At 62.6% G+C, this 17545-nt stretch carries 17 protein-coding genes; 11 read left to right on the top strand and 6 right to left on the bottom strand.

From position 1 onward, the window contains the following. Window positions 1–49 precede the first annotated feature (49 nt). Both AC3CCE_RS15650 and AC3CCE_RS15645 read left to right on the top strand, forming a co-directional pair. Window positions 50–514, top strand: coding sequence for a nuclear transport factor 2 family protein (locus AC3CCE_RS15650; RefSeq protein ID WP_352624002.1), 465 nt, complete (start codon window positions 50–52; stop codon window positions 512–514). Window positions 515–580: 66 nt separating this feature from the next. Next, window positions 581–1135: a TetR/AcrR family transcriptional regulator gene (locus tag AC3CCE_RS15645; protein WP_352624004.1), complete on the top strand. Its 555-nt coding sequence runs from the start codon at window positions 581–583 to the stop codon at window positions 1133–1135. A 4-nt stretch (window positions 1136–1139) separates the two neighbouring features. On the opposite strand, the gene AC3CCE_RS15640 is transcribed toward AC3CCE_RS15645, so the two are convergent. The 4 genes from AC3CCE_RS15640 to AC3CCE_RS15625 form a co-directional block, all read right to left on the bottom strand. Next, window positions 1140–1898, bottom strand: a complete 759-nt coding sequence (locus AC3CCE_RS15640) for an MBL fold metallo-hydrolase (protein ID WP_023685132.1) — start codon at window positions 1896–1898, stop codon at window positions 1140–1142. A 52-nt stretch (window positions 1899–1950) separates the two neighbouring features. Beyond that, window positions 1951–2796: an aldo/keto reductase gene (locus AC3CCE_RS15635; RefSeq protein ID WP_023685133.1), complete on the bottom strand. Its 846-nt coding sequence runs from the start codon at window positions 2794–2796 to the stop codon at window positions 1951–1953. Between the two features lie 92 nt (window positions 2797–2888). Further along, entirely contained in the window at window positions 2889–3272 is a 384-nt protein-coding gene (gene copM / locus AC3CCE_RS15630) for a CopM family metallochaperone (RefSeq protein ID WP_023685134.1), read from the bottom strand. A 43-nt stretch (window positions 3273–3315) separates the two neighbouring features. Beyond that, window positions 3316–5829 carry a heavy metal translocating P-type ATPase gene (locus tag AC3CCE_RS15625; RefSeq protein ID WP_352624007.1) on the bottom strand — a complete coding sequence of 838 codons (2514 nt, stop codon included), beginning with the start codon at window positions 5827–5829 and terminating at the stop codon, window positions 3316–3318. Window positions 5830–6005: 176 nt separating this feature from the next. On the opposite strand from AC3CCE_RS15625, the gene AC3CCE_RS15620 reads away from it, so the two are divergent. From AC3CCE_RS15620 to AC3CCE_RS15595, 6 genes are all read left to right on the top strand, one after another. Further along, window positions 6006–6848: a glycosyltransferase family 25 protein gene (locus tag AC3CCE_RS15620; protein ID WP_352496904.1), complete on the top strand. Its 843-nt coding sequence runs from the start codon at window positions 6006–6008 to the stop codon at window positions 6846–6848. Between the two features lie 33 nt (window positions 6849–6881). After that, window positions 6882–9677 (top strand): [protein-PII] uridylyltransferase, encoded by a 2796-nt coding sequence (locus AC3CCE_RS15615; RefSeq protein WP_023715570.1) that lies wholly within the window; start codon window positions 6882–6884, stop codon window positions 9675–9677. A gap of 76 nt (window positions 9678–9753) precedes the next feature. Continuing rightward, window positions 9754–11361: a murein biosynthesis integral membrane protein MurJ gene (murJ, locus tag AC3CCE_RS15610; protein WP_023712866.1), complete on the top strand. Its 1608-nt coding sequence runs from the start codon at window positions 9754–9756 to the stop codon at window positions 11359–11361. A gap of 172 nt (window positions 11362–11533) precedes the next feature. Continuing rightward, window positions 11534–12601, top strand: a complete 1068-nt coding sequence (gene trpS / locus AC3CCE_RS15605; RefSeq protein ID WP_023672858.1) for a tryptophan--tRNA ligase — start codon at window positions 11534–11536, stop codon at window positions 12599–12601. Window positions 12602–12702: 101 nt separating this feature from the next. Further along, window positions 12703–13194 (top strand): universal stress protein, encoded by a 492-nt coding sequence (locus tag AC3CCE_RS15600; protein ID WP_023672856.1) that lies wholly within the window; start codon window positions 12703–12705, stop codon window positions 13192–13194. Between the two features lie 201 nt (window positions 13195–13395). Beyond that, window positions 13396–13965: a NifU family protein gene (locus AC3CCE_RS15595; protein WP_023685140.1), complete on the top strand. Its 570-nt coding sequence runs from the start codon at window positions 13396–13398 to the stop codon at window positions 13963–13965. Between the two features lie 182 nt (window positions 13966–14147). Here the strand turns inward: AC3CCE_RS15595 and AC3CCE_RS15590 are convergent, their stop codons facing one another. Further along, window positions 14148–14765, bottom strand: a complete 618-nt coding sequence (locus AC3CCE_RS15590) for a L,D-transpeptidase (protein ID WP_023692663.1) — start codon at window positions 14763–14765, stop codon at window positions 14148–14150. Window positions 14766–15003: 238 nt separating this feature from the next. Here AC3CCE_RS15590 and cueR point away from each other — a divergent pair, with 238 nt between their 5' ends. After that, window positions 15004–15420, top strand: coding sequence for a Cu(I)-responsive transcriptional regulator (cueR, locus tag AC3CCE_RS15585; protein ID WP_023672853.1), 417 nt, complete (start codon window positions 15004–15006; stop codon window positions 15418–15420). Between the two features lie 381 nt (window positions 15421–15801). Here the strand turns inward: cueR and AC3CCE_RS15580 are convergent, their stop codons facing one another. Next, window positions 15802–16122, bottom strand: coding sequence for a hypothetical protein (locus tag AC3CCE_RS15580; protein WP_023736191.1), 321 nt, complete (start codon window positions 16120–16122; stop codon window positions 15802–15804). A 165-nt stretch (window positions 16123–16287) separates the two neighbouring features. Between AC3CCE_RS15580 and AC3CCE_RS15575 the strand changes: the two genes are divergently transcribed. Both AC3CCE_RS15575 and AC3CCE_RS15570 read left to right on the top strand, forming a co-directional pair. Beyond that, entirely contained in the window at window positions 16288–16458 is a 171-nt protein-coding gene (locus AC3CCE_RS15575) for a hypothetical protein (RefSeq protein WP_023685143.1), read from the top strand. A gap of 566 nt (window positions 16459–17024) precedes the next feature. After that, window positions 17025–17525 (top strand): MmcB family DNA repair protein, encoded by a 501-nt coding sequence (locus AC3CCE_RS15570; protein ID WP_352624013.1) that lies wholly within the window; start codon window positions 17025–17027, stop codon window positions 17523–17525. Window positions 17526–17545: the final 20 nt, after the last annotated feature.

Raw genomic sequence — 17545 nt, 5'->3', positions numbered from 1 at the left:
TACCGTTTGGTACAATGCTCGCCATCGCCTTTGCCGATGGGAGAATGACATGAGCCGTCCGCCGCTGCCGCCCTTCACCGCCGAGACCGCCGCGCAGAAGGCTCGGCTTGCCGAAGACGCCTGGAACAGCCGCGATCCCGAACGGGTTTCGCTCGCCTATACGCAAGACAGCACCTGGCGCAACCGCGCTGAGTTCGTCTCGGGCAGAAATGAGATCGTCTCCTTCCTCACGCGCAAATGGGCGCGCGAGCTGGACTACCGGCTGATCAAGGAGGTCTGGACCTGGAACGACAACCGCATTGCGGTGCGCTTTGCCTATGAATGGCGCGACGACAGTGGCCACTGGTTCCGCTCCTACGGCAATGAGAATTGGGAATTTGACGCGGATGGACTGATGCGTAGGCGCGTCGCCAGCATCAACGACCTGCCGATCGCTGAGGGTGAGCGCAAATATCACTGGCCGCTCGGCCGCCGGCCGGACGACCATCCCGGCCTGACCGAACTCGGACTTTAGAGTGTGATCCCTAGAACTGTGTCGCGGTTTTCGGCAAAGATCATGCTCAAGCGGAAAAACTAGCGCATGCGCAGGATCGCGCCCGATCGCGCCGATTTGCTCTCCATCATCGGCGAGGTTTTCCGCGAACACGGCTATGAAGGGGCGAGCCTGGCGCGGATCGGTGCGGCGACCGGCCTAGGCAAAGGCAGCCTTTACCACTTCTTCCCCGGCGGCAAGGAAGAGATGGCGGCGGCTGTCATTGCCCATATAGATGGCTGGTTCGAGGAGAATGTCTTCGTGCCGTTGCAGGACAGGGCCTACCCTCGCACGGGCATCGATCGGATGTTCGAAGCGACCGACAGCTATTTCCGCTCGGGACGCCGGGTGTGCCTGATCGGCGCCTTCGCGCTGGACGAATCCCGCGACCTCTTCGCCATTGCGATCAAAAGCTATTTCGGCCGCTGGGTGGCGCATCTTGCCGAAGCGCTGACGCGCGCCGGACACGACCCGGCCAAGGCGGATGAAATCGCCGCAGAGACGGTCGGCGCCATCCTGGGCGCGCTCACGCTGGCGCGCGCCTTCGACGACACCGCAGTGTTTTCGCGCGCGTTGCGACGGGCGCGGGCGGCGCTCGGCTAGAGTGCTACAAGGGCTCGAAGCGGAAAGCCGTCTCGGTTCGAAAAACCCGGCCGACGCCGGGCGAATCAAGATGCGCGCCGGCGACGTAGCAGTCGTTGTTGGCCGCAAGCGCCAGCATTTGCAACCGGCTTGCCCTCGCCTGCTGCTGGTCTGCGTCGAATTCCCACGTGATCTCGGGTCGAGCGAATTGAAGCGACGGCACATGTACGATGTCGCCCCAGATCAACAGTGTTTCGCCTGCGCTCACAACGCGAAAGCAAGTGTGGCCGGCTTCATGGCCAGCGGAGCCGATCGTATCGATGTCAGCGCTGACGCGCTGTCCAGCATCGAGAGGCTGGGCGCGATCGTGGAAGCATTCCAGCCTCGCCACGTCGCGAAACATGCCGAGCTCAGCGCGCGGGACAAGCAGGCGAGAGAGCTGCGGGAAGCCGTCGCCACCATCGGCAAGGATGAGCCCGTGTATATGGTCGAGATGGGTGTGGGTGAAAGCAACAGTCCGAATCCGGTCGGTGGCGATCTTCGCCTCGCGCAGCGCCTCGGGCAGGTGCCCCATTGTCGGGTGCCAGGCGTTCGAAGCCCCTGTGTCGATCAGCGTGATGTCGTCGCCGTCATCGATGGCGAAGGCGTTGACCGACAGCCTGAGCGCACCGTCGACGAGCGGTACATGCGAGGGCAGGTTGTCACCGAATGTCCGGTCTCCGGGCTGGCGCAGCCGCCTGATTGGCATGTCGACGTAACCGTCGCGCAGCGACGTGACCGTCATGGCTCCGACTCTATACGCCGTATGATGATACCCGGTCGAAACCCGTTCCAATCTAGATCATCTCCAGCCCGCGCTTGCGCGTCGGCGGTGGAAAGGCGCGGTCGAGTTCGGCGAGGTCTTCGGCCGTCAGCTCGATGTCGAGCGCGGCAACATTCTGGCGGACATGCTCCTGGCTGCTCGCCTTCGGGATGGCGATGACACCGGGCTGCGCCATCACCCAGGCAAGCGCGATCTGTGCTGCCGTGGCGTTGTGGCGGGCGGCGATGGTTTCCAGCCTGGAATTGCGCGCCAGCGCGCCCTGCTCGACCGGCGAATAGGCCATCAGCGGGATGCCGCGCTGCCGGCTCCACGGTGCGAGATCGAATTCGGGGCCGCGCCGCGACAGATTGTAGAGCACCTGGTTGGTCTGGACATGATTGCCAGACGACAGGCCGGTCAGCTCCTCCATTTCGTCGGTGTCGAAATTGCTGACACCCCAGTGGCGTATCTTGCCGGCCTCCTTCAGCGCCTCGAAAGCCTCGACGGTTTCAGATAGAGGCACACTGCCCGGCCAGTGCAGGAGATAGAGATCGATGCGGTCGGTGCGCAGGCGCTTCAAGCTGTTTTCGCAGGCCCGCGCCACGCCGGCGCGCGAGGCATTGGACGGCAATACCTTGGAGACAAGAAAGAGTTCGTCGCGGCGCCCGGCAATGGCTTCCGCTACCACCTCCTCGGCGCCGCCGCTGGCATACATTTCAGCGGTGTCGATCAACGTGATGCCGAGGTCCAGCCCGAGCTTCAGGGCATTGACCTCGCCGGCGCGGCGGCGGGAATCCTCGCCCATCTTCCATGTGCCCTGTCCCAGCACCTGGACGGCCTCGCCCGAAGGCAGTGTGGTGGCTCTTATCGTCGATGGCATGTGGGCTCCTGGCGCCGTGTAATCGATGCGAATGGCATCACAAGCACGGAGAGAAATCCAGAATGAATCTCTCCGGCATGGCCGTTGCTGCCTTACTTCGCCGGATGGGCGGCGAGCCAGGCCTGCATCTTGGCGATCTCGGCTTCCTGCGCGGCGATGACATCTTCGGCCAGCTTGCGGATTTCGGGATCCTTGCCATTGGCGAGTTCCACCTTGGCCATGTCGATCGCGCCCCGATGATGCGGGATCATGCCGCGCACGAAATCGACATCGGCATTGCCGGAATATTCGATCATCATGTCGGTGTGCATCTTGTCCATCGCCGCCTTGTAGCCGTCGGTCGAAGGACCTTGCGCGCCCATCGCGCCCATGTCGTGTTTCATCTCTTCGGATTGCGCCGGGACGCTTTCGAGGAAAACGGCAAGCAGCATTCCCGCCGCCATCATCAAAAGCACGATCTTCTTAGCCAAGGTCATCCATGATCTCCTGTTGATTGATATTCGTATCTGGGGGCTTTGCTCAGAGTTTCAACGTCCGCAGCCGCAATGCGTTGGCGATGACCGAAACCGAAGACAGGCTCATGGCCGCCGCCGCCAGCATCGGCGACAAAAGCGTGCCGGTGAGCGGATAGAGCACGCCGGCGGCAACCGGCACGCCAAGCACATTGTAGAGGAAGGCGAAAAACAGATTCTGGCGGATGTTGCGGATCGTCCCCTGGGCGAGCGTTCGGGCCCTGACGATGCCGTTGAGATCGCCCTTGACCAGCGTAATGCCGGCGCTCTCGACAGCGACATCGGCGCCGGTGCCCATGGCGATGCCGACATCGGCGCTGGCCAGGGCCGGCGCATCGTTGACGCCGTCGCCGGCCATGGCTACGCCGGCACCTTTCGCACGCAACTCCTCGACAAGGGCTGCCTTTTGTTCCGGCAGCAGGCCGGCGCGCACCTCGTCAATGCCAAGGCTTTTGGCGATGGCGCGCGCCGTGCATTCATTGTCGCCGGTCGCCATGATGATCCGCAAGCCTCTGTCGTGCAGCGCCCTGATCGCCTCGGCTGTCGTTGCCTTGACCGGATCGGCGACCGCGACAATGCCGGCCAGTTTTTTGTCCACCGCAACGAACATCGCCGTCTTGCCTTCTGCCTGCAGCGCCTCGGCCCTGGCCGACAGGGAAGCGGTGTCGATGCCGACATCGGCCATCATGGCGGCGTTGCCGAGCGAAACCTTCCTGCCAGACACCGTGCCGGATACGCCCTTGCCGGTGACGGCGTCGAAGCCGCCGGCCTCAACGAGCGTCAGGCCGCGTTCGCCGGCGCCGCCGACAATGGCCTCGGCCAGCGGATGCTCCGAGCCTTTTTCCAGGCCGGCGGCGAGCGCCAGCAATTCATTCTCAGACAGGCCTTCGGCAGCGACGACATCGGTCAAGCGAGGCTTGCCTTCGGTCAAGGTGCCGGTCTTGTCGACGATCAACGTGTCGACCGAAGCGAAGCGCTCGAGCGCGGCCGCGTCCTTGATCAGCACGCCCGCGTGCGCCCCGCGCCCGGTGGCAGTCATGATCGACATCGGCGTCGCCAGGCCGAGCGCGCAGGGGCAGGCGATGATCAGCACCGAGACCGCCGAGACGATGGCAAAGATCAAGCTGGGTTCGGGACCGAAGATCGCCCAGGCGGCAAAGGCCATGAGCGCGACCAGCACGACGGCCGGCACGAAGTAGAAGGAGACGCGATCGGCTAAACCTTGAATCGGCGCGCGCGAACGCTGCGCCTTTGCGACCAGCTCGACGATGCGCGAAAGCGTCGTTTCGGAGCCGACCTTTTCGGCGCGCATGATCAGCGAACCGTTCTTGTTGAGCGTGCCGCCGGTCAAGGCATCGCCTTTCGTTTTTTCGACCGGCAGCGGCTCGCCCGAGATCATCGATTCGTCGATGGAGGAACGGCCTTCCGTTACAGTGCCGTCGACCGGCACGGCGTCGCCCGGACGGAGGCGTAGGTGGTCGCCGGTCTTGACCGCAACGAGCGGCACGTCGGTGTCGGAGCCGTCCTCCCCGATCAGCCGTGCCGTCTTCGGCGCCAGGTCGAGCAGCGCACGGATGGCCGAGCCGGTCTTTTCGCGCGCCCGCAATTCGAGCACCTGACCGAGGAATACCAGCGCGACGATGACGGCGGCTGCCTCGAAATAGACCGGCACTGTGCCGCCATGACCGCGGAACTGGTGTAGAAAAATGTCCGGGAACAGAGTGGCCGCCACGCTGTAGAGATAGGCAGCGCCGACACCGAGCGAAATCAGCGTCCACATATTGGGGCTGCGGTTGACCAGCGACTCCCAGCCTCGGTGGAAGAACGGGAAGGCCGCCCACAGCACGACGGGGCTGGCCAGCGCCAATTCCAGCCAGACCATCGTTCGCCCGTCGACAAACGCCTGGAACGTCAGGCCGAGCATCGGCGCCATGGCAACGATCAGCAGCGGCAGGGACAGCACCGCGCTGACCCAGAACCGTCTGGTGAAGTCTACCAGTTCGGGGTTCGGGCCCTCATCGCCAGTGGGAACGCCCATCGGCTCAAGCGCCATGCCGCAGATCGGGCAGGAGCCGGGCTTGTCTCTTATCACTTCGGGATGCATCGGGCAGGTGTATTGCGTGCCTTTCCGCACTGGCGACGGCGTCGGCCTGTCACCGAGATAGTTTTGCGGCTCGGCCTCGAACTTCGCCCGGCAGCCGGCCGAGCAGAAATAGAAACCCTGGCCTTCGTGGCGGAAAAAATGCCTGGCGGTAGCGCGGTCGACACTCATGCCACAGACGGGGTCGGTGGCGGTCAGGTATTTTTCGGGCCCGGCGACGAATTTCGTACGGCAACCCTCGCTGCAGAAGTGAAAGAGACGGCCGCCATGCTCGGCCGTCGGCTTACCGGCTGCCGGATCGACGCTCATGCCGCAGACCGGATCGCGCACCACTGCTTCGGCGGCCGGCTCAGCAGCCTTTGCCGTACAGCAGTTGCCATCGGCCGCGTGCGCGTGGTGGTGATGCTCGGAATGCGCCATCGAAAAGTGCCTTGTATCTGTCTGGGTGAGGAGGTAGTGCTTCCAGTAACTGGAAGGTCAAGGGGCGATTTCCACTTTTCGATCGTGGCCGTCATCGCGCACATCGAGGGAAAATCGCTTACGCAACTTTGTTCCCATGCTATGGACGCGCGTCCCACTGCATCGATCCCACCCAAATGAAATGCCTGATTATCAATCTCGATCGGTCCCGCGATCGCCTCGCCCATGTAACGGCGGAGTTCGCGCGCATCGGCATCGCCTTCGAGCGGGTCGCCGCCATCGATGCGCGAGATCGGCCGGATCTGGCCGAAATGCCGCAGGGCAAGAAGCATTTGCGCCTGGCCGACGCCGAGATTGCCTGCCTGCTCAGCCACCAACAGTGTTGGTCGACGATCGCTGCAGGTGAGGATGCTTACGCGGCGATTTTCGAGGACGATGTCGTTTTCCCGGACAAAGCCGGCGCTTTGCTTGCCGATGCGGGCTGGATTCCCGCCGATGCGGACATCGTCAAGTTGGAAACGTTCTTCAACCGGACCGTAATTTCACGCAAGCAAGTTGCCTGCGGCCACGGTTTTTTTGCGAGCAGACTGCACGGGCTCCATATCGGTACGGCGGGATACATCCTGTCCAGACAGGCCGCGCGGGACCTTCTTGCGGCAACGAATGAGATCAGCATTCCCGTCGATCACCTCATCTTCAATCCGCGTTTTGCTACCTCGTCCGACAAGGTCATTTACCAACTCGTCCCAGCATTGTGCCTGCAGGCACAATTCCTCGGCGACAGTCCGGTGAGATTGCCAAGCCTGCTCAAGCAGGAGCGAACAGAGGAATGGGTGGCAAGCGGGATAGGTAAACGGCGCCCCAGGCCAATCACCGCCAAGGTAAGGATCGAGACCAGGCGGTTGACGTGGCAGATCGCCGATCTCTTCCGGCTCCGGCGCGAGATGATCATCCCTTTCTGGTATCGCGGCCGACGCGTCCGTCCGCCCCATACACAGCGCCGTGAAAACGCGCTATAGACGCCGCGCAAAGGCGAGGCCCACCGGCAATCCATGGCAAAAATCTCCCTCAAGCTCGACGCGCTGATCGACAGCGAGGCTTTGCGCCGCGACATGACGGCGCTGATCTCGGCGGCCAGCGGCATCGAGCCCGGCGCGCGCGTCGGTGCGCTCCGGCTGCTGAAGGATCGGCTGACCGAGGGCCGCAAGGTTGCCGAGCGCATGCTGATGGACGATGGCAGCGGCACGGCCTGCGCCGCCCGGCTGTCGCATCTGATGGACGAGATCATCCGCGCCCTCTACGAGTTCGCCGCGACCCACGTCTACCGGGTGAAAAGCCCCTCGACCGCAGAGCGCATGGCGGTCGTCGCCGTCGGCGGCTATGGCCGCGGCACGCTGGCGCCGGGCTCCGACATCGACCTGTTGTTCCTGCTGCCCTACAAGCAGACGCCGTGGGGCGAACAGATCGTCGAATATATGCTCTATATGCTGTGGGACCTCGGGTTGAAGGTTGGCCACGCCACCCGCAACATCGACGAGTGTCTCAGGCTGTCGCGCAGCGATATCACCATCCGCACCACGATCCTGGAAGCGCGGTTCCTGTGGGGCGAACAGAAGCTCTTCGACGAATTGCTCGCTCGCTTCGACCATGAAGTGGTGCGCACCACCGGACCGGAATATGTGCAGGCCAAGCTCGCCGAACGCGACGATCGCCATGCCAAGGCCGGCGAAAGCCGCTATCTGGTCGAGCCCAACGTCAAGGACGGCAAGGGCGGCCTGCGCGATTTGCAGACGCTGTTCTGGATCGCCAAATACTTCTATCGCGTGCGCACCGGCGAGGAATTGGTCGAGAAAGGTGTCTTCACCGAGGCCGAGTACCGCGAATTCCAGAAGGCCGAAGACTTCCTGTGGGCGGTGCGCTGCCACATGCATTTCCTCACCGGCAAGCCAGAGGAACGGCTGCATTTCGATATCCAGCGCGAGATCGCCGAACGGCTGGGCTACACCACCCATCCCGGTCTGTCGGCGGTCGAGCGCTTCATGAAGCATTACTTCCTCGTCGCCAAGGATGTCGGCGACCTCACCCGCATCTTCTGCGCCGCGCTCGAGGAAGAGCAGGCCAAGCATGTGCCCGGCTTCAACCGCATCTTCCTCACCTTCCAGCGCCGCAAGCGCAAGCTGGCAGGCACGTCGGACTTCATTGTCGACAATCACCGCATCAACGTCGCCGACGACAGCGTGTTCGAGCGCGACCCGGTCAATCTGCTCAGGCTGTTCTGGTTCGCCGACAAGCACGGGCTGGAGTTCCATCCCGATGCGCTGAAGCTGCTCACCCGCTCGCTCGGTCTGGTCAACAAGTCGCTGCGGCGCGACGAGGAGGCCAACCGGCTGTTCCTCGACATCCTGACCTCGGACCGCAATGCCGAGCTTAATTTGCGGCGCATGAACGAGGCCGGTCTGCTCGGCAGGCTGATCCCCGATTTCGGCAGAATAGTCGCCATGATGCAGTTCTCGATGTACCACCACTATACGGTGGACGAGCACCTGATCCGCTGCATCGGCGTCTTGGCCGAGATCGAGCGCGGCGACGGCGAAAAGGTGCATCCGCTCTCGCACACGCTGATGCCGGGGCTAGAGAAGAGCCGCGAGGCGCTCTATGTCGCGGTGCTGCTGCACGACATCGCCAAGGGCCGGCCGGAGGATCACTCAGAGGCCGGCGCCCGGATCGCGCGCCGCATCTGCCCGCATATGGGGCTGTCGGCGGCCGACACCGAGACAGTCGCCTGGCTGGTCGAGAACCATCTGGTGATGTCGATGACGGCGCAGACGCGCGACCTCAACGACCGCAAGACGATCGAGGATTTCGCCTCGATCGTGCAATCGGTTGAGCGGCTAAAAATGCTGTTGATCCTGACCGTCTGCGACATCAGGGGTGTCGGGCCGGGCGTGTGGAACGGCTGGAAGGGCCAGCTCCTGCGCACGCTCTACTACGAGACCGAACTGCTTTTGACCGGCGGCTTCTCGGAAGTGTCGCGCGCCAAGCGGACGGCGGCGGCGCGCGAGCGGCTGGCCGAGGCGCTGGCCGATTGGCCGGACAAGGCCCGCAAGCGCTATGTCGGCCTGCATTACGAGAACTATCTGCTGACGGTCGACCTCCCCGATCAGCTGCGCCATGCCGAATTCATTCGCGAAGCCGACGCGGCAGGCAAGAAGCTCGCCACCGTGGTCAGGACCCACCAATTCGAGGCGGTGACCGAGATCACCGTGTTGGCGCAGGATCATCCGCGCCTGCTTTCGGTCATTGCCGGCGCCTGCGCGGGAGCCGGCGGCAACATCGTCGACGCGCAGATCTTCACCACGTCCGACGGCCGCGCGCTGGACATCATCCTGATCTCACGGGAATTCGACCGCGATGAGGATGAGCGCCGTCGCGCCGAGCGCGTCGGCCGGCTGATCGAGGACGTGCTGTCGGGCAAGAGCTGGCTGCCGGAGATGATCGAGAAGCGCACCCGGCCGCGGCGCGGCGCCAAGGTGTTCAAGATTCCGCCGCGCGCCGAAATCCGCAACACGCTGTCGAACCGGTTTTCGGTGATCGAGGTCGAGGGACTGGACCGGCCTGGGCTGTTGTCGGAAATCACCAGTGCGTTGTCCGATCTCTCGCTCGACATCGCCTCGGCTCACATCACCACCTTCGGCGAGAAGGTGATCGACACTTTCTATGTCACCGACCTTACGGGGCAGAAGATCGACAACCCGGCACGCACCGCCACCATCCACGCCAGGCTGATCGCGGCGCTTGAAGGCGTTGTCCCAGAGCGCGGCGGCAAGGCCAAGGCGGCGGCCGAGTGACCATCACTTTGTCCCAATCACCCCCTTTGTCCCAATCATCCCCTTTGTCCCAACCATCCAGGCAATCTCCCCGCGCATGAGCCTCGTCAAGAAATTCGCCACGGTTGCGTCCGGCACGCTGATGAGCCGCGCCCTTGGCTTTGGCCGCGAGATGCTGATGGCTGCCGCACTCGGCACCGGGCCGGTGGCGGACGCCTTCAACGCCGCCTTCCAGTTTCCAAACACGTTTCGCCGGCTGTTTGCCGAAGGCGCTTTCAACGCCGCCTTCGTGCCGCTGTTTGCCAAGGAGATCGAGACCCACGGCACCGACGGCGCCAAGCGCTTTTCGGAGGAAGTGTTCGGCGTCCTGTTCACCGCACTTCTGGCGCTGACCATCGTCATGGAATTGGCGATGCCGCTGATCGTGCGCTATCTCGTGGCGCCGGGCTTTGCCGACACGCCGGGCAAATTCGAGACGACCGTCCTGCTGGCGACGATCATGTTCCCGTATCTCATCTGCATGTCGCTCGCAGCGATGATGGCCGGCATGCTAAATTCGCTGCGCCGCTATTTCGCGGCTGCCGTGGCGCCGGCTTTCCTCAACATCATCCTGATCAGCGTGCTCGGCTACGCCTGGTACCACGGCATGGATGCCCGTGAGGTCGGTTTCAGCCTGTCCTGGGGCGTGCTGGCGGCGGGGCTGGTGCAGCTTGCCATCGTCTGGGTGGCGGTGCGCAATGCCGGCATCGCCATCGGCTTTCGCCGGCCGAAGATGACGCCCAACGTCAAGCGCCTGCTGATCCTGGCGCTGCCGGCGGCGATCACCGGCGGCATCACCCAGATCAACCAGCTGATCGGCACGGCGATCGCGTCGGCGCAGGACAGCGCCGTGTCCTCGCTTGCTTACGCCGACCGCATCTACCAGCTGCCGCTCGGCGTCGTCGGCGTTGCCGTCGCCATCGTGCTGTTGCCGGAGCTGTCGCGGGCGCTGAAATCGGGCAATCTGGTCGAGGCGGCCAATCTGCAGAACCGCTCGGTCGAGTTCACGCTGTTCATGACCTTGCCGGCGGCGGCGGCCCTTTGGGTAATGGCGGAGCCGATCGTGCGGCTGGTCTATGAGCGCGGCGCCTTCGCCGCCAACGGCTCGACGCCGACCGTGGCCGCGATCCTGGCGATTTTCGGCCTCGGCCTGCCGGCCTTCGTGCTGATCAAGGCCTTCACTCCCGGCTATTTCGCCCGCGAGGATACGCGCACGCCGATGATGTTCGCCGCCATTTCGGTCGGCGTGAACGTGATCACGGCACTGACGCTGTTCCCGAGCATGGGCGCGCCCGGCATTGCGGTGGCCTCGGCCGTGGCCGGCTGGGTCAACGCTGTGATGCTGCTCGCCGTGCTGATCCGACGCGGCCATTGGGGCCGCGACGTGCCATTGCTGAAGCGCATTCCGCGCCTGGTGCTGTCGGCTGCGGTGATGGCGGTGGCGCTCTATTTCGCCGAGCACTGGCTGGCCGTCAGGCTCGGCCCCGGCTCGCCACTGGTGATCAAGGCCGTGACGCTTCTCTCATTGGTAGCCGGCGGGGCGCTGCTCTACTTCGTCACGGCTTTCGCCACCGGCGGCGCCGATTTCGGAATGATCCGGCGCAATGTGAAACGCGGCTCGGGCAAGGCAGCGGCGCCAGCGCCAAAGGCCGATCTGGACGAATAGTCCGGGCGAGCTAACAGCAACATCGGTCTTGATCCTCTCCGCCCCTTCGTCCATAAGCGCGCCGTCGCAAGACTTTCGCCGCGCGTGGTTTCCAGCCGCGTGATTGGCTCCGAAAAGTCTGCAACTTTTCGGAATCACGCTTATACGGCCCTCCACAAGCCATGAGGAACCCATGACCGCCTTCAAACAGCTCGTCTTTTCCGGGGTACAGCCGACCGGCAATCTGCATCTCGGCAACTATCTCGGCGCCATCAAGAAATTCGTCGCCCTGCAGGACACGTCAGACTGCATCTATTGCGTCGTCGACCTGCATTCGCTGACGGCACAACTCGTCCATGACGACCTCGCCGACCAGACCCGCTCGATTACCGCGGCCTTCCTTGCCTCCGGCATCGACCCGAAGAAGCACATCGTCTTCAACCAGTCGCGGGTGATGCAGCATGCCGAGCTTGCCTGGATCTTCAATTGCGTGGCGCGCATCGGCTGGATGAACAAGATGACGCAGTTCAAGGACAAGGCCGGCAAGGACCGCGAGAACGCCTCGCTGGGCCTGCTTGCCTATCCCTCGCTGATGGCGGCCGACATCCTGCTCTACCGCGCGACCCATGTGCCGGTGGGCGAGGACCAAAAGCAGCATCTGGAGCTGACCCGCGACATCGCGCAAAAGTTCAATAATGATTTTTCGAGCCGCATCGCCAGTCTTGGCGTCGGCGTCGAGATGCAGGTTGGCGAGGAGACGGTAAACGGGTTCTTCCCGATAACCGAACCGGTGATCGGCGGGCCGGCGGCGCGCATCATGAGCCTGCGCGACGGTTCGAAGAAAATGTCGAAGTCGGACCCATCCGACCTGTCGCGCATCAATTTGACCGACGATGCCGACACCATCTCGAAGAAGATCCGCAAGGCCAAGACCGACCCGGAAGCGTTGCCAAGCGAAGTCGACGGACTGGAAAGCCGCCCGGAAGCGGAAAACCTGGTCGGCATCTATGCCGGGCTGGCCGAGATGTCGAAGGCGGACGTGCTGAAGGAATTCGGCGGCCAGCAGTTTTCCGTGTTCAAGCCGGCGCTCGCCGACCTTGCCGTGGAAAAACTGGCGCCGATCGCCGGCGAGATGCGCCGTATCGAGGGCGACCGCGCCTATGTCGACGCGGTGCTGAGAGACGGCGGCGAACGCGCCGGCGCGCTGGCTGAGACCACCATGAAGACGGTACGCGACATTATCGGCCTGTTGCAGGGCTGATCCTACCGTCAGTGCACCGCACCATTCTGGCCCAAGGCCGGCGGCTTGCCGCCGGTCTGTCGCGGTGGCAGATTGCGGCCGAAAACATCGAGTAGATAGACATGGTCTCCAAACGCCTCAGTCGCGAAGCCGGCCATCGCAGGAAATTCCTGACGATCATCGACGACACGCCGGAGTGCGAGCGCGCCGTCGCGTACGCCTCCAAGCGGGCGCAGAGCACCAGCGGCACGCTGGTGCTGCTCTACATCATCACACCGGACGACTTTCAGCACTGGCTGGGCGTCGAGAAGATCATGCGCGAGGAAGCCAACGCCACGGCGCGCGCGGCACTCGACGGCTACGCCAACAAGGTGCGCCAGAAGCTCGGCATCGAGCCCGAGATGGTGGTGCGCGAAGGCAAGCCGACCGAAGAGATCCACAAGCTGATCGAGGAAGACCAGGACATCGCCATCCTGGTGCTGGCGGCAGGTGCCGGCAAGGAAGGACCTGGGCCGCTGGTCGGGGCTGTTGCCGGCAAGGGCGCCGCCTTCCCTATTCCCGTCACAGTGGTGCCGCAGAACCTTTCCGACGAGGAGATCGACAGCCTCGCATAGAGAGTGATGCCGGAAAGTGTGAAGCGGTTCGGATAACATCACGATCCTGGATTTATAGCCCGCGCGGGATTCATCCCCAGCCAGCAAAGACATTCCGCCAGCCAGCCGTTTTGAGCGACGCGTTTCGCTTGAATGTCCAGCAGATTGAGCCTATTTAGAACTATTCCAAACTAGCTGCCCGACTGGGGCACGGAGACGGCCATGTTCATCCAGACCGAATCGACGCCGAACCCGGCAACGCTGAAGTTCCTGCCCGGCAAGGAAGTCCTTGTTGAAGGCACCGCCGATTTCCGCGACGCCGACAGTGCAGCCAGCGCCTCGCCGCTGGCCGGCCGGCTGTTCGAGATCCCCGGCGTGACCGGCGTCTTCTTCGGCTATGACTTCATCACCGTGACCAAGGACGGCCCGGACTGGCAGCACCTGAAGCCGGCGATCCTGGGCGCCATCATGGAGCATTTCATGTCGGGCGCGCCCGTGATGGTCAACGCCGGCCCCGCCGCCGAGACCAGCCAGACCGGCGAATTCTACGACAAGGCTGACGAGCAACTGGTCATCACCATCAAGGAACTGCTCGACACCAGGGTGCGCCCGGCGGTTGCCCAGGATGGCGGCGACATCACCTTCCGCGGCTTCGAGAACGGCACCGTGTTCCTGCACATGAAGGGCGCCTGCGCCGGCTGCCCGTCCTCGACGGCGACGCTGAAGCACGGCATCCAGAACCTGCTCCGCCACTTCGTGCCGGAAGTACAGCAGGTCGAGCAGGTCTCCTAAGACCCCTTCACGCATTCGAGCGAGCAACAAAAAACCGGGCCAGATTGCCCGGTTTTCTGTTTTGGACGTCCGTTGTTGCCTAGACGGTCCGCGTACGAAGGGTAACGCCTACTTTGACCATGATCTTCCCGAAAACCGGTTCCACTTTTCGCTTTCGTGGACCTCGGTTCCGGATCATGGTCCTACATCACGATGACCTTGGCGCCGACCGACGTGCGGTCGTAGAGGTCGATGATGTCCTGGTTCATCAGCCGGATGCAGCCTGACGACATCGCCTTGCCGATCGAATTCCATTCCGGACTGCCGTGCAGGCGGTAGCCCATATCACCGCCCTTGTTGAACAGATACATGGCGCGCGCGCCGAGCGGGTTCTTCAGGCCCGGCTCCATGCCGCTCGCGAACTTCGCTAGCTCCGGCTGGCGCTGGATCATCTGCCGCGGCGGCGTCCAGGTCGGCCATTCGCGCTTCAGCGCGATATGGGCGGTCCCGTGCCATTCAAAGCCTTCGCGGCCGACGCCGATGCCGTAGCGGATCGCCCGGCCGTCGCCTTCGACGAAGTAGAGAAACTTGTTCTGAGTATCGACGACAATGGTGCCCGGCTTTTCCGAGGTGTCGTAGTTTACCTCTTGCCGGTGGTACTTCAGCGGCACCCTCTCGATCGGGATGCGCGGCAGTTGGTAGCCTGCATCGTTCACCGAACCGTAGTTGTTGGTGAACAGCTGAGAGCCGATCGTGCTGCAACCCGAGATCGCGGCCGACAACGCAAGTGCGGCGACGATTGCAAATGACTTCATGCGCATGAAATGGTCCGATGCCCCACCAAGATGTCGCGACACGTTACGGCCGCTTTTCCTGAAATCATTCATGCTGGCATTTGCTTTGCTTGCCAAGCGCGCGATGCCTATATGCAGGAGCTTACGTGCCGGTAAGCCGGCAACTATGGCATTTCGGCAACAGGACTCACGGGATTGTGAAGGAAAAACAATGGTCGGTCCTGTCGGATAGCCTAGAATCAGGGAACCACATCGAGGAATAACAATGAATGTAGGCGATGCCGCGGCGCGGTCCGGCCTGCCGGCCAAGACCATCCGCTACTATGAAGAGATCGGCCTGATCGCCCCGGCGCGCGCCGGCAATGGCTATCGCGATTATTCCAGCGACGACATCCATCGGCTAGCCTTCCTGCGCCGCGCTCGCAACCTCGGCTTTTCAATCGACGATTGCCGGCAGCTGATGGCGCTCTACCGGGACCGCAGCCGCGCCAGCCACGATGTGCGCGAGATCGCCGCCGCCCATGTCAGCGCCATCGAGGAAAAGGTGCGCGAGCTGCAGTCGATGCGCACGACCTTGCAGACGCTGATCCAGGCCTGCCATGGTGACGACCGGCCGGATTGCCCGATTTTGGATGACATTGCGGGGGCTGCGCAGGCCGCAGACAGGCGGGCCACGGTTTGAAGCACGGGCGCCGGGATAGACTGGGCGCCGGACGCGCAAGAAAAACCTCCAAAGGTCTATATCTCATTTGGCTAAAATTACGGAACGTCCAATGGACAAGAACGGAACCAAAGCGGTTACATCAGACCTTCGCGCTCACGACGTAAGACTTTAGTCCGGCCGATTTATAGCTAAGAACGGAAGTCGATCGGCACGACATAGGGCCGCTGTGGATCAATACCAGACTGCACCCAGACGAATATGGTGCGATCGCGGAAGACGCTCGGACCAAGCCGTCACCCAGGTTTGGCAACCGAATAATCGTCTGATGAGGCGCGCATATGCTGGGGTCAAAATCCGAAAGCGACCGCCACCTTCAGACCGAACGAGTAAGAAGCAGACCTAGCTTGAGGTAGGTTCAAACTCTTCTCTGACTTCCTTCCAGAGCAAAAACTTGAATGGCCACGCTCTGAGATAGGGGATCAGCTTCTCTCGCCGCAGAGCCGCAAAAAGAAGGGTGGTCAGAACTGAAAACATACAGGACAGAAACGCCACAAAAGCTATCGGCATCATCAATACCGCAGTGAAGCCACCTACAATATGCGGCCAAGTACCCTTCTCAGCTACGATTCCCGCGCTAGCAAGAAGGCCAATCCCCAGCAAGATTAGGCCTATCGTGCCCAACGATACGAGCAGCGCGGTGAGTGCGGTTCTACGCTTCATATGCTTTGCCTCCCGGTAGCTTATCTCAAGCATAGCGGGGATCAATCCGCAGGGCGCGTTGTAAAGTATATAGTCGCCCTGCGAAAGGTGATTGTATGGTTGACAAACCCATTTGCTCACGACCTTGGCTCTGCTAGTCTCGCGCTTGGGTTTGGGGGTCAAGACATGAATGCCGTTGAGTTTATCGACAAGGTTCTAACGCCGCTCGGTGGTGGGCTTGGCGTCCTGCTGGCATGCCGGTTTTCACCGCAACTTCGTGCGCAGGTCAGGCCTGGTCTGGAATTAGTGATGGCAGTTATTGTCGTGCTGATCCTGGGAGCCATCAAATGGCTCTAGGAGCTACCCAGCCGTAGGGAAGTTACCAATTTCGGAACCAAATTCCGCCTAACGCTTACGAGTCGTCGTTTCGTATACGGCTTGGTCATTTACAAGGTTTCGTATGCATCCGCCCTGATAGCCGCCAGTCGGGAACGCGCTATGCTGGTGCGGCGTGGCGTGCAACGGCTGTTCCGGGACATGGGCCCTCTGCAGAACTGGCCCACGCTTGCCGCGGCGATAACAGGCCCTGACTGCCTCGATTTTTGATGATATGGCGGGCTTAGGCCGGGCGAAGGCAAGGCCGCTTCGGGCAGTGACATAAGCGGCCGGACCTCGCTCATCCGAGACTTCAGGACCTTTTCGGCCATCCCGCTTCTCACAAACGCGGAGATGACACCGATCAGAGATTCGATCCAACGCAGTATTGTCCGCAGTACTTCCCGTAGCGCCTGGCCCATGACGTGACATGCCTCTCGGATCATCAATCGTAGCAGGATTATATTCCTATCTGGCCGAATTTGTCAATCGGGATTTTGCCCAAGCATAGGTTCAAACCGTGAACAAAATCTGGCATGGTGGGTGCCATGCCGATCATTTCGCCGATTCTCCTCAATCCCCTGATCGATGGCCGCCAGTCGGAACGCGCCATGCTGGTGCGGCGTGGCGTGCAGCGGCTGCTTATGCAAATGGGCACGCATGTGCTGCCCGAACTGTCGCTGGCCACCGGGCGGCGCGCCGACCTTGTGGCGCTGACCAGGCAGGGCGACATCTGGATCATCGAGATCAAATCCTCGATCGAGGATTTTCGCGTCGACCGCAAATGGCCTGATTACCGGCTGCACTCCGACCGCTTCTTCTTCGCCACCCATCCGGGCGTGCCCTCGGATATTTTTCCGGAGGAATGCGGCTTCATCCTCTCCGACGGCTACGGCGCCGAGATTCTGCGCGATGCGCCCGAGCACCGGATGGCGGCGGCAACGCGCAAGGCGCTGATGCTGCGCATCGCACGGGCGGGTGCGGCGCGGCTGCTGGCGGCGGAACTGGCGGGTGTGGCGGTGCCGGCGCTGGCGGGAGAGAGCGAGTAACGAAGCTCAAGTTCCTCGCC

The sequence above is a fragment of the Mesorhizobium sp. P160187 genome, assembly GCF_057766425.1.
This window is presented reverse-complemented; position numbering and strand designations above follow the sequence as displayed.

Excerpts from the sequence above, each read along its gene's own strand:
- AC3CCE_RS15650 (WP_352624002.1), top strand. The coding sequence starts at position 50 with ATGAGCCGTCCGCCGCTGCCGCCCTTCACCGCCGAGACCGCCGCGCAG.
- AC3CCE_RS15645 (WP_352624004.1), top strand. The coding sequence starts at position 581 with ATGCGCAGGATCGCGCCCGATCGCGCCGATTTGCTCTCCATCATCGGC.
- AC3CCE_RS15640 (WP_023685132.1), bottom strand. The coding sequence starts at position 1,898 with ATGACGGTCACGTCGCTGCGCGACGGTTACGTCGACATGCCAATCAGG.
- AC3CCE_RS15635 (WP_023685133.1), bottom strand. The coding sequence starts at position 2,796 with ATGCCATCGACGATAAGAGCCACCACACTGCCTTCGGGCGAGGCCGTC.
- copM (WP_023685134.1), bottom strand. The coding sequence starts at position 3,272 with ATGACCTTGGCTAAGAAGATCGTGCTTTTGATGATGGCGGCGGGAATG.
- AC3CCE_RS15625 (WP_352624007.1), bottom strand. The coding sequence starts at position 5,829 with ATGGCGCATTCCGAGCATCACCACCACGCGCACGCGGCCGATGGCAAC.
- AC3CCE_RS15620 (WP_352496904.1), top strand. The coding sequence starts at position 6,006 with ATGAAATGCCTGATTATCAATCTCGATCGGTCCCGCGATCGCCTCGCC.
- AC3CCE_RS15615 (WP_023715570.1), top strand. The coding sequence starts at position 6,882 with ATGGCAAAAATCTCCCTCAAGCTCGACGCGCTGATCGACAGCGAGGCT.
- murJ (WP_023712866.1), top strand. The coding sequence starts at position 9,754 with ATGAGCCTCGTCAAGAAATTCGCCACGGTTGCGTCCGGCACGCTGATG.
- trpS (WP_023672858.1), top strand. The coding sequence starts at position 11,534 with ATGACCGCCTTCAAACAGCTCGTCTTTTCCGGGGTACAGCCGACCGGC.
- AC3CCE_RS15600 (WP_023672856.1), top strand. The coding sequence starts at position 12,703 with ATGGTCTCCAAACGCCTCAGTCGCGAAGCCGGCCATCGCAGGAAATTC.
- AC3CCE_RS15595 (WP_023685140.1), top strand. The coding sequence starts at position 13,396 with ATGTTCATCCAGACCGAATCGACGCCGAACCCGGCAACGCTGAAGTTC.
- AC3CCE_RS15590 (WP_023692663.1), bottom strand. The coding sequence starts at position 14,765 with ATGCGCATGAAGTCATTTGCAATCGTCGCCGCACTTGCGTTGTCGGCC.
- cueR (WP_023672853.1), top strand. The coding sequence starts at position 15,004 with ATGAATGTAGGCGATGCCGCGGCGCGGTCCGGCCTGCCGGCCAAGACC.
- AC3CCE_RS15580 (WP_023736191.1), bottom strand. The coding sequence starts at position 16,122 with ATGAAGCGTAGAACCGCACTCACCGCGCTGCTCGTATCGTTGGGCACG.
- AC3CCE_RS15575 (WP_023685143.1), top strand. The coding sequence starts at position 16,288 with ATGAATGCCGTTGAGTTTATCGACAAGGTTCTAACGCCGCTCGGTGGT.
- AC3CCE_RS15570 (WP_352624013.1), top strand. The coding sequence starts at position 17,025 with ATGCCGATCATTTCGCCGATTCTCCTCAATCCCCTGATCGATGGCCGC.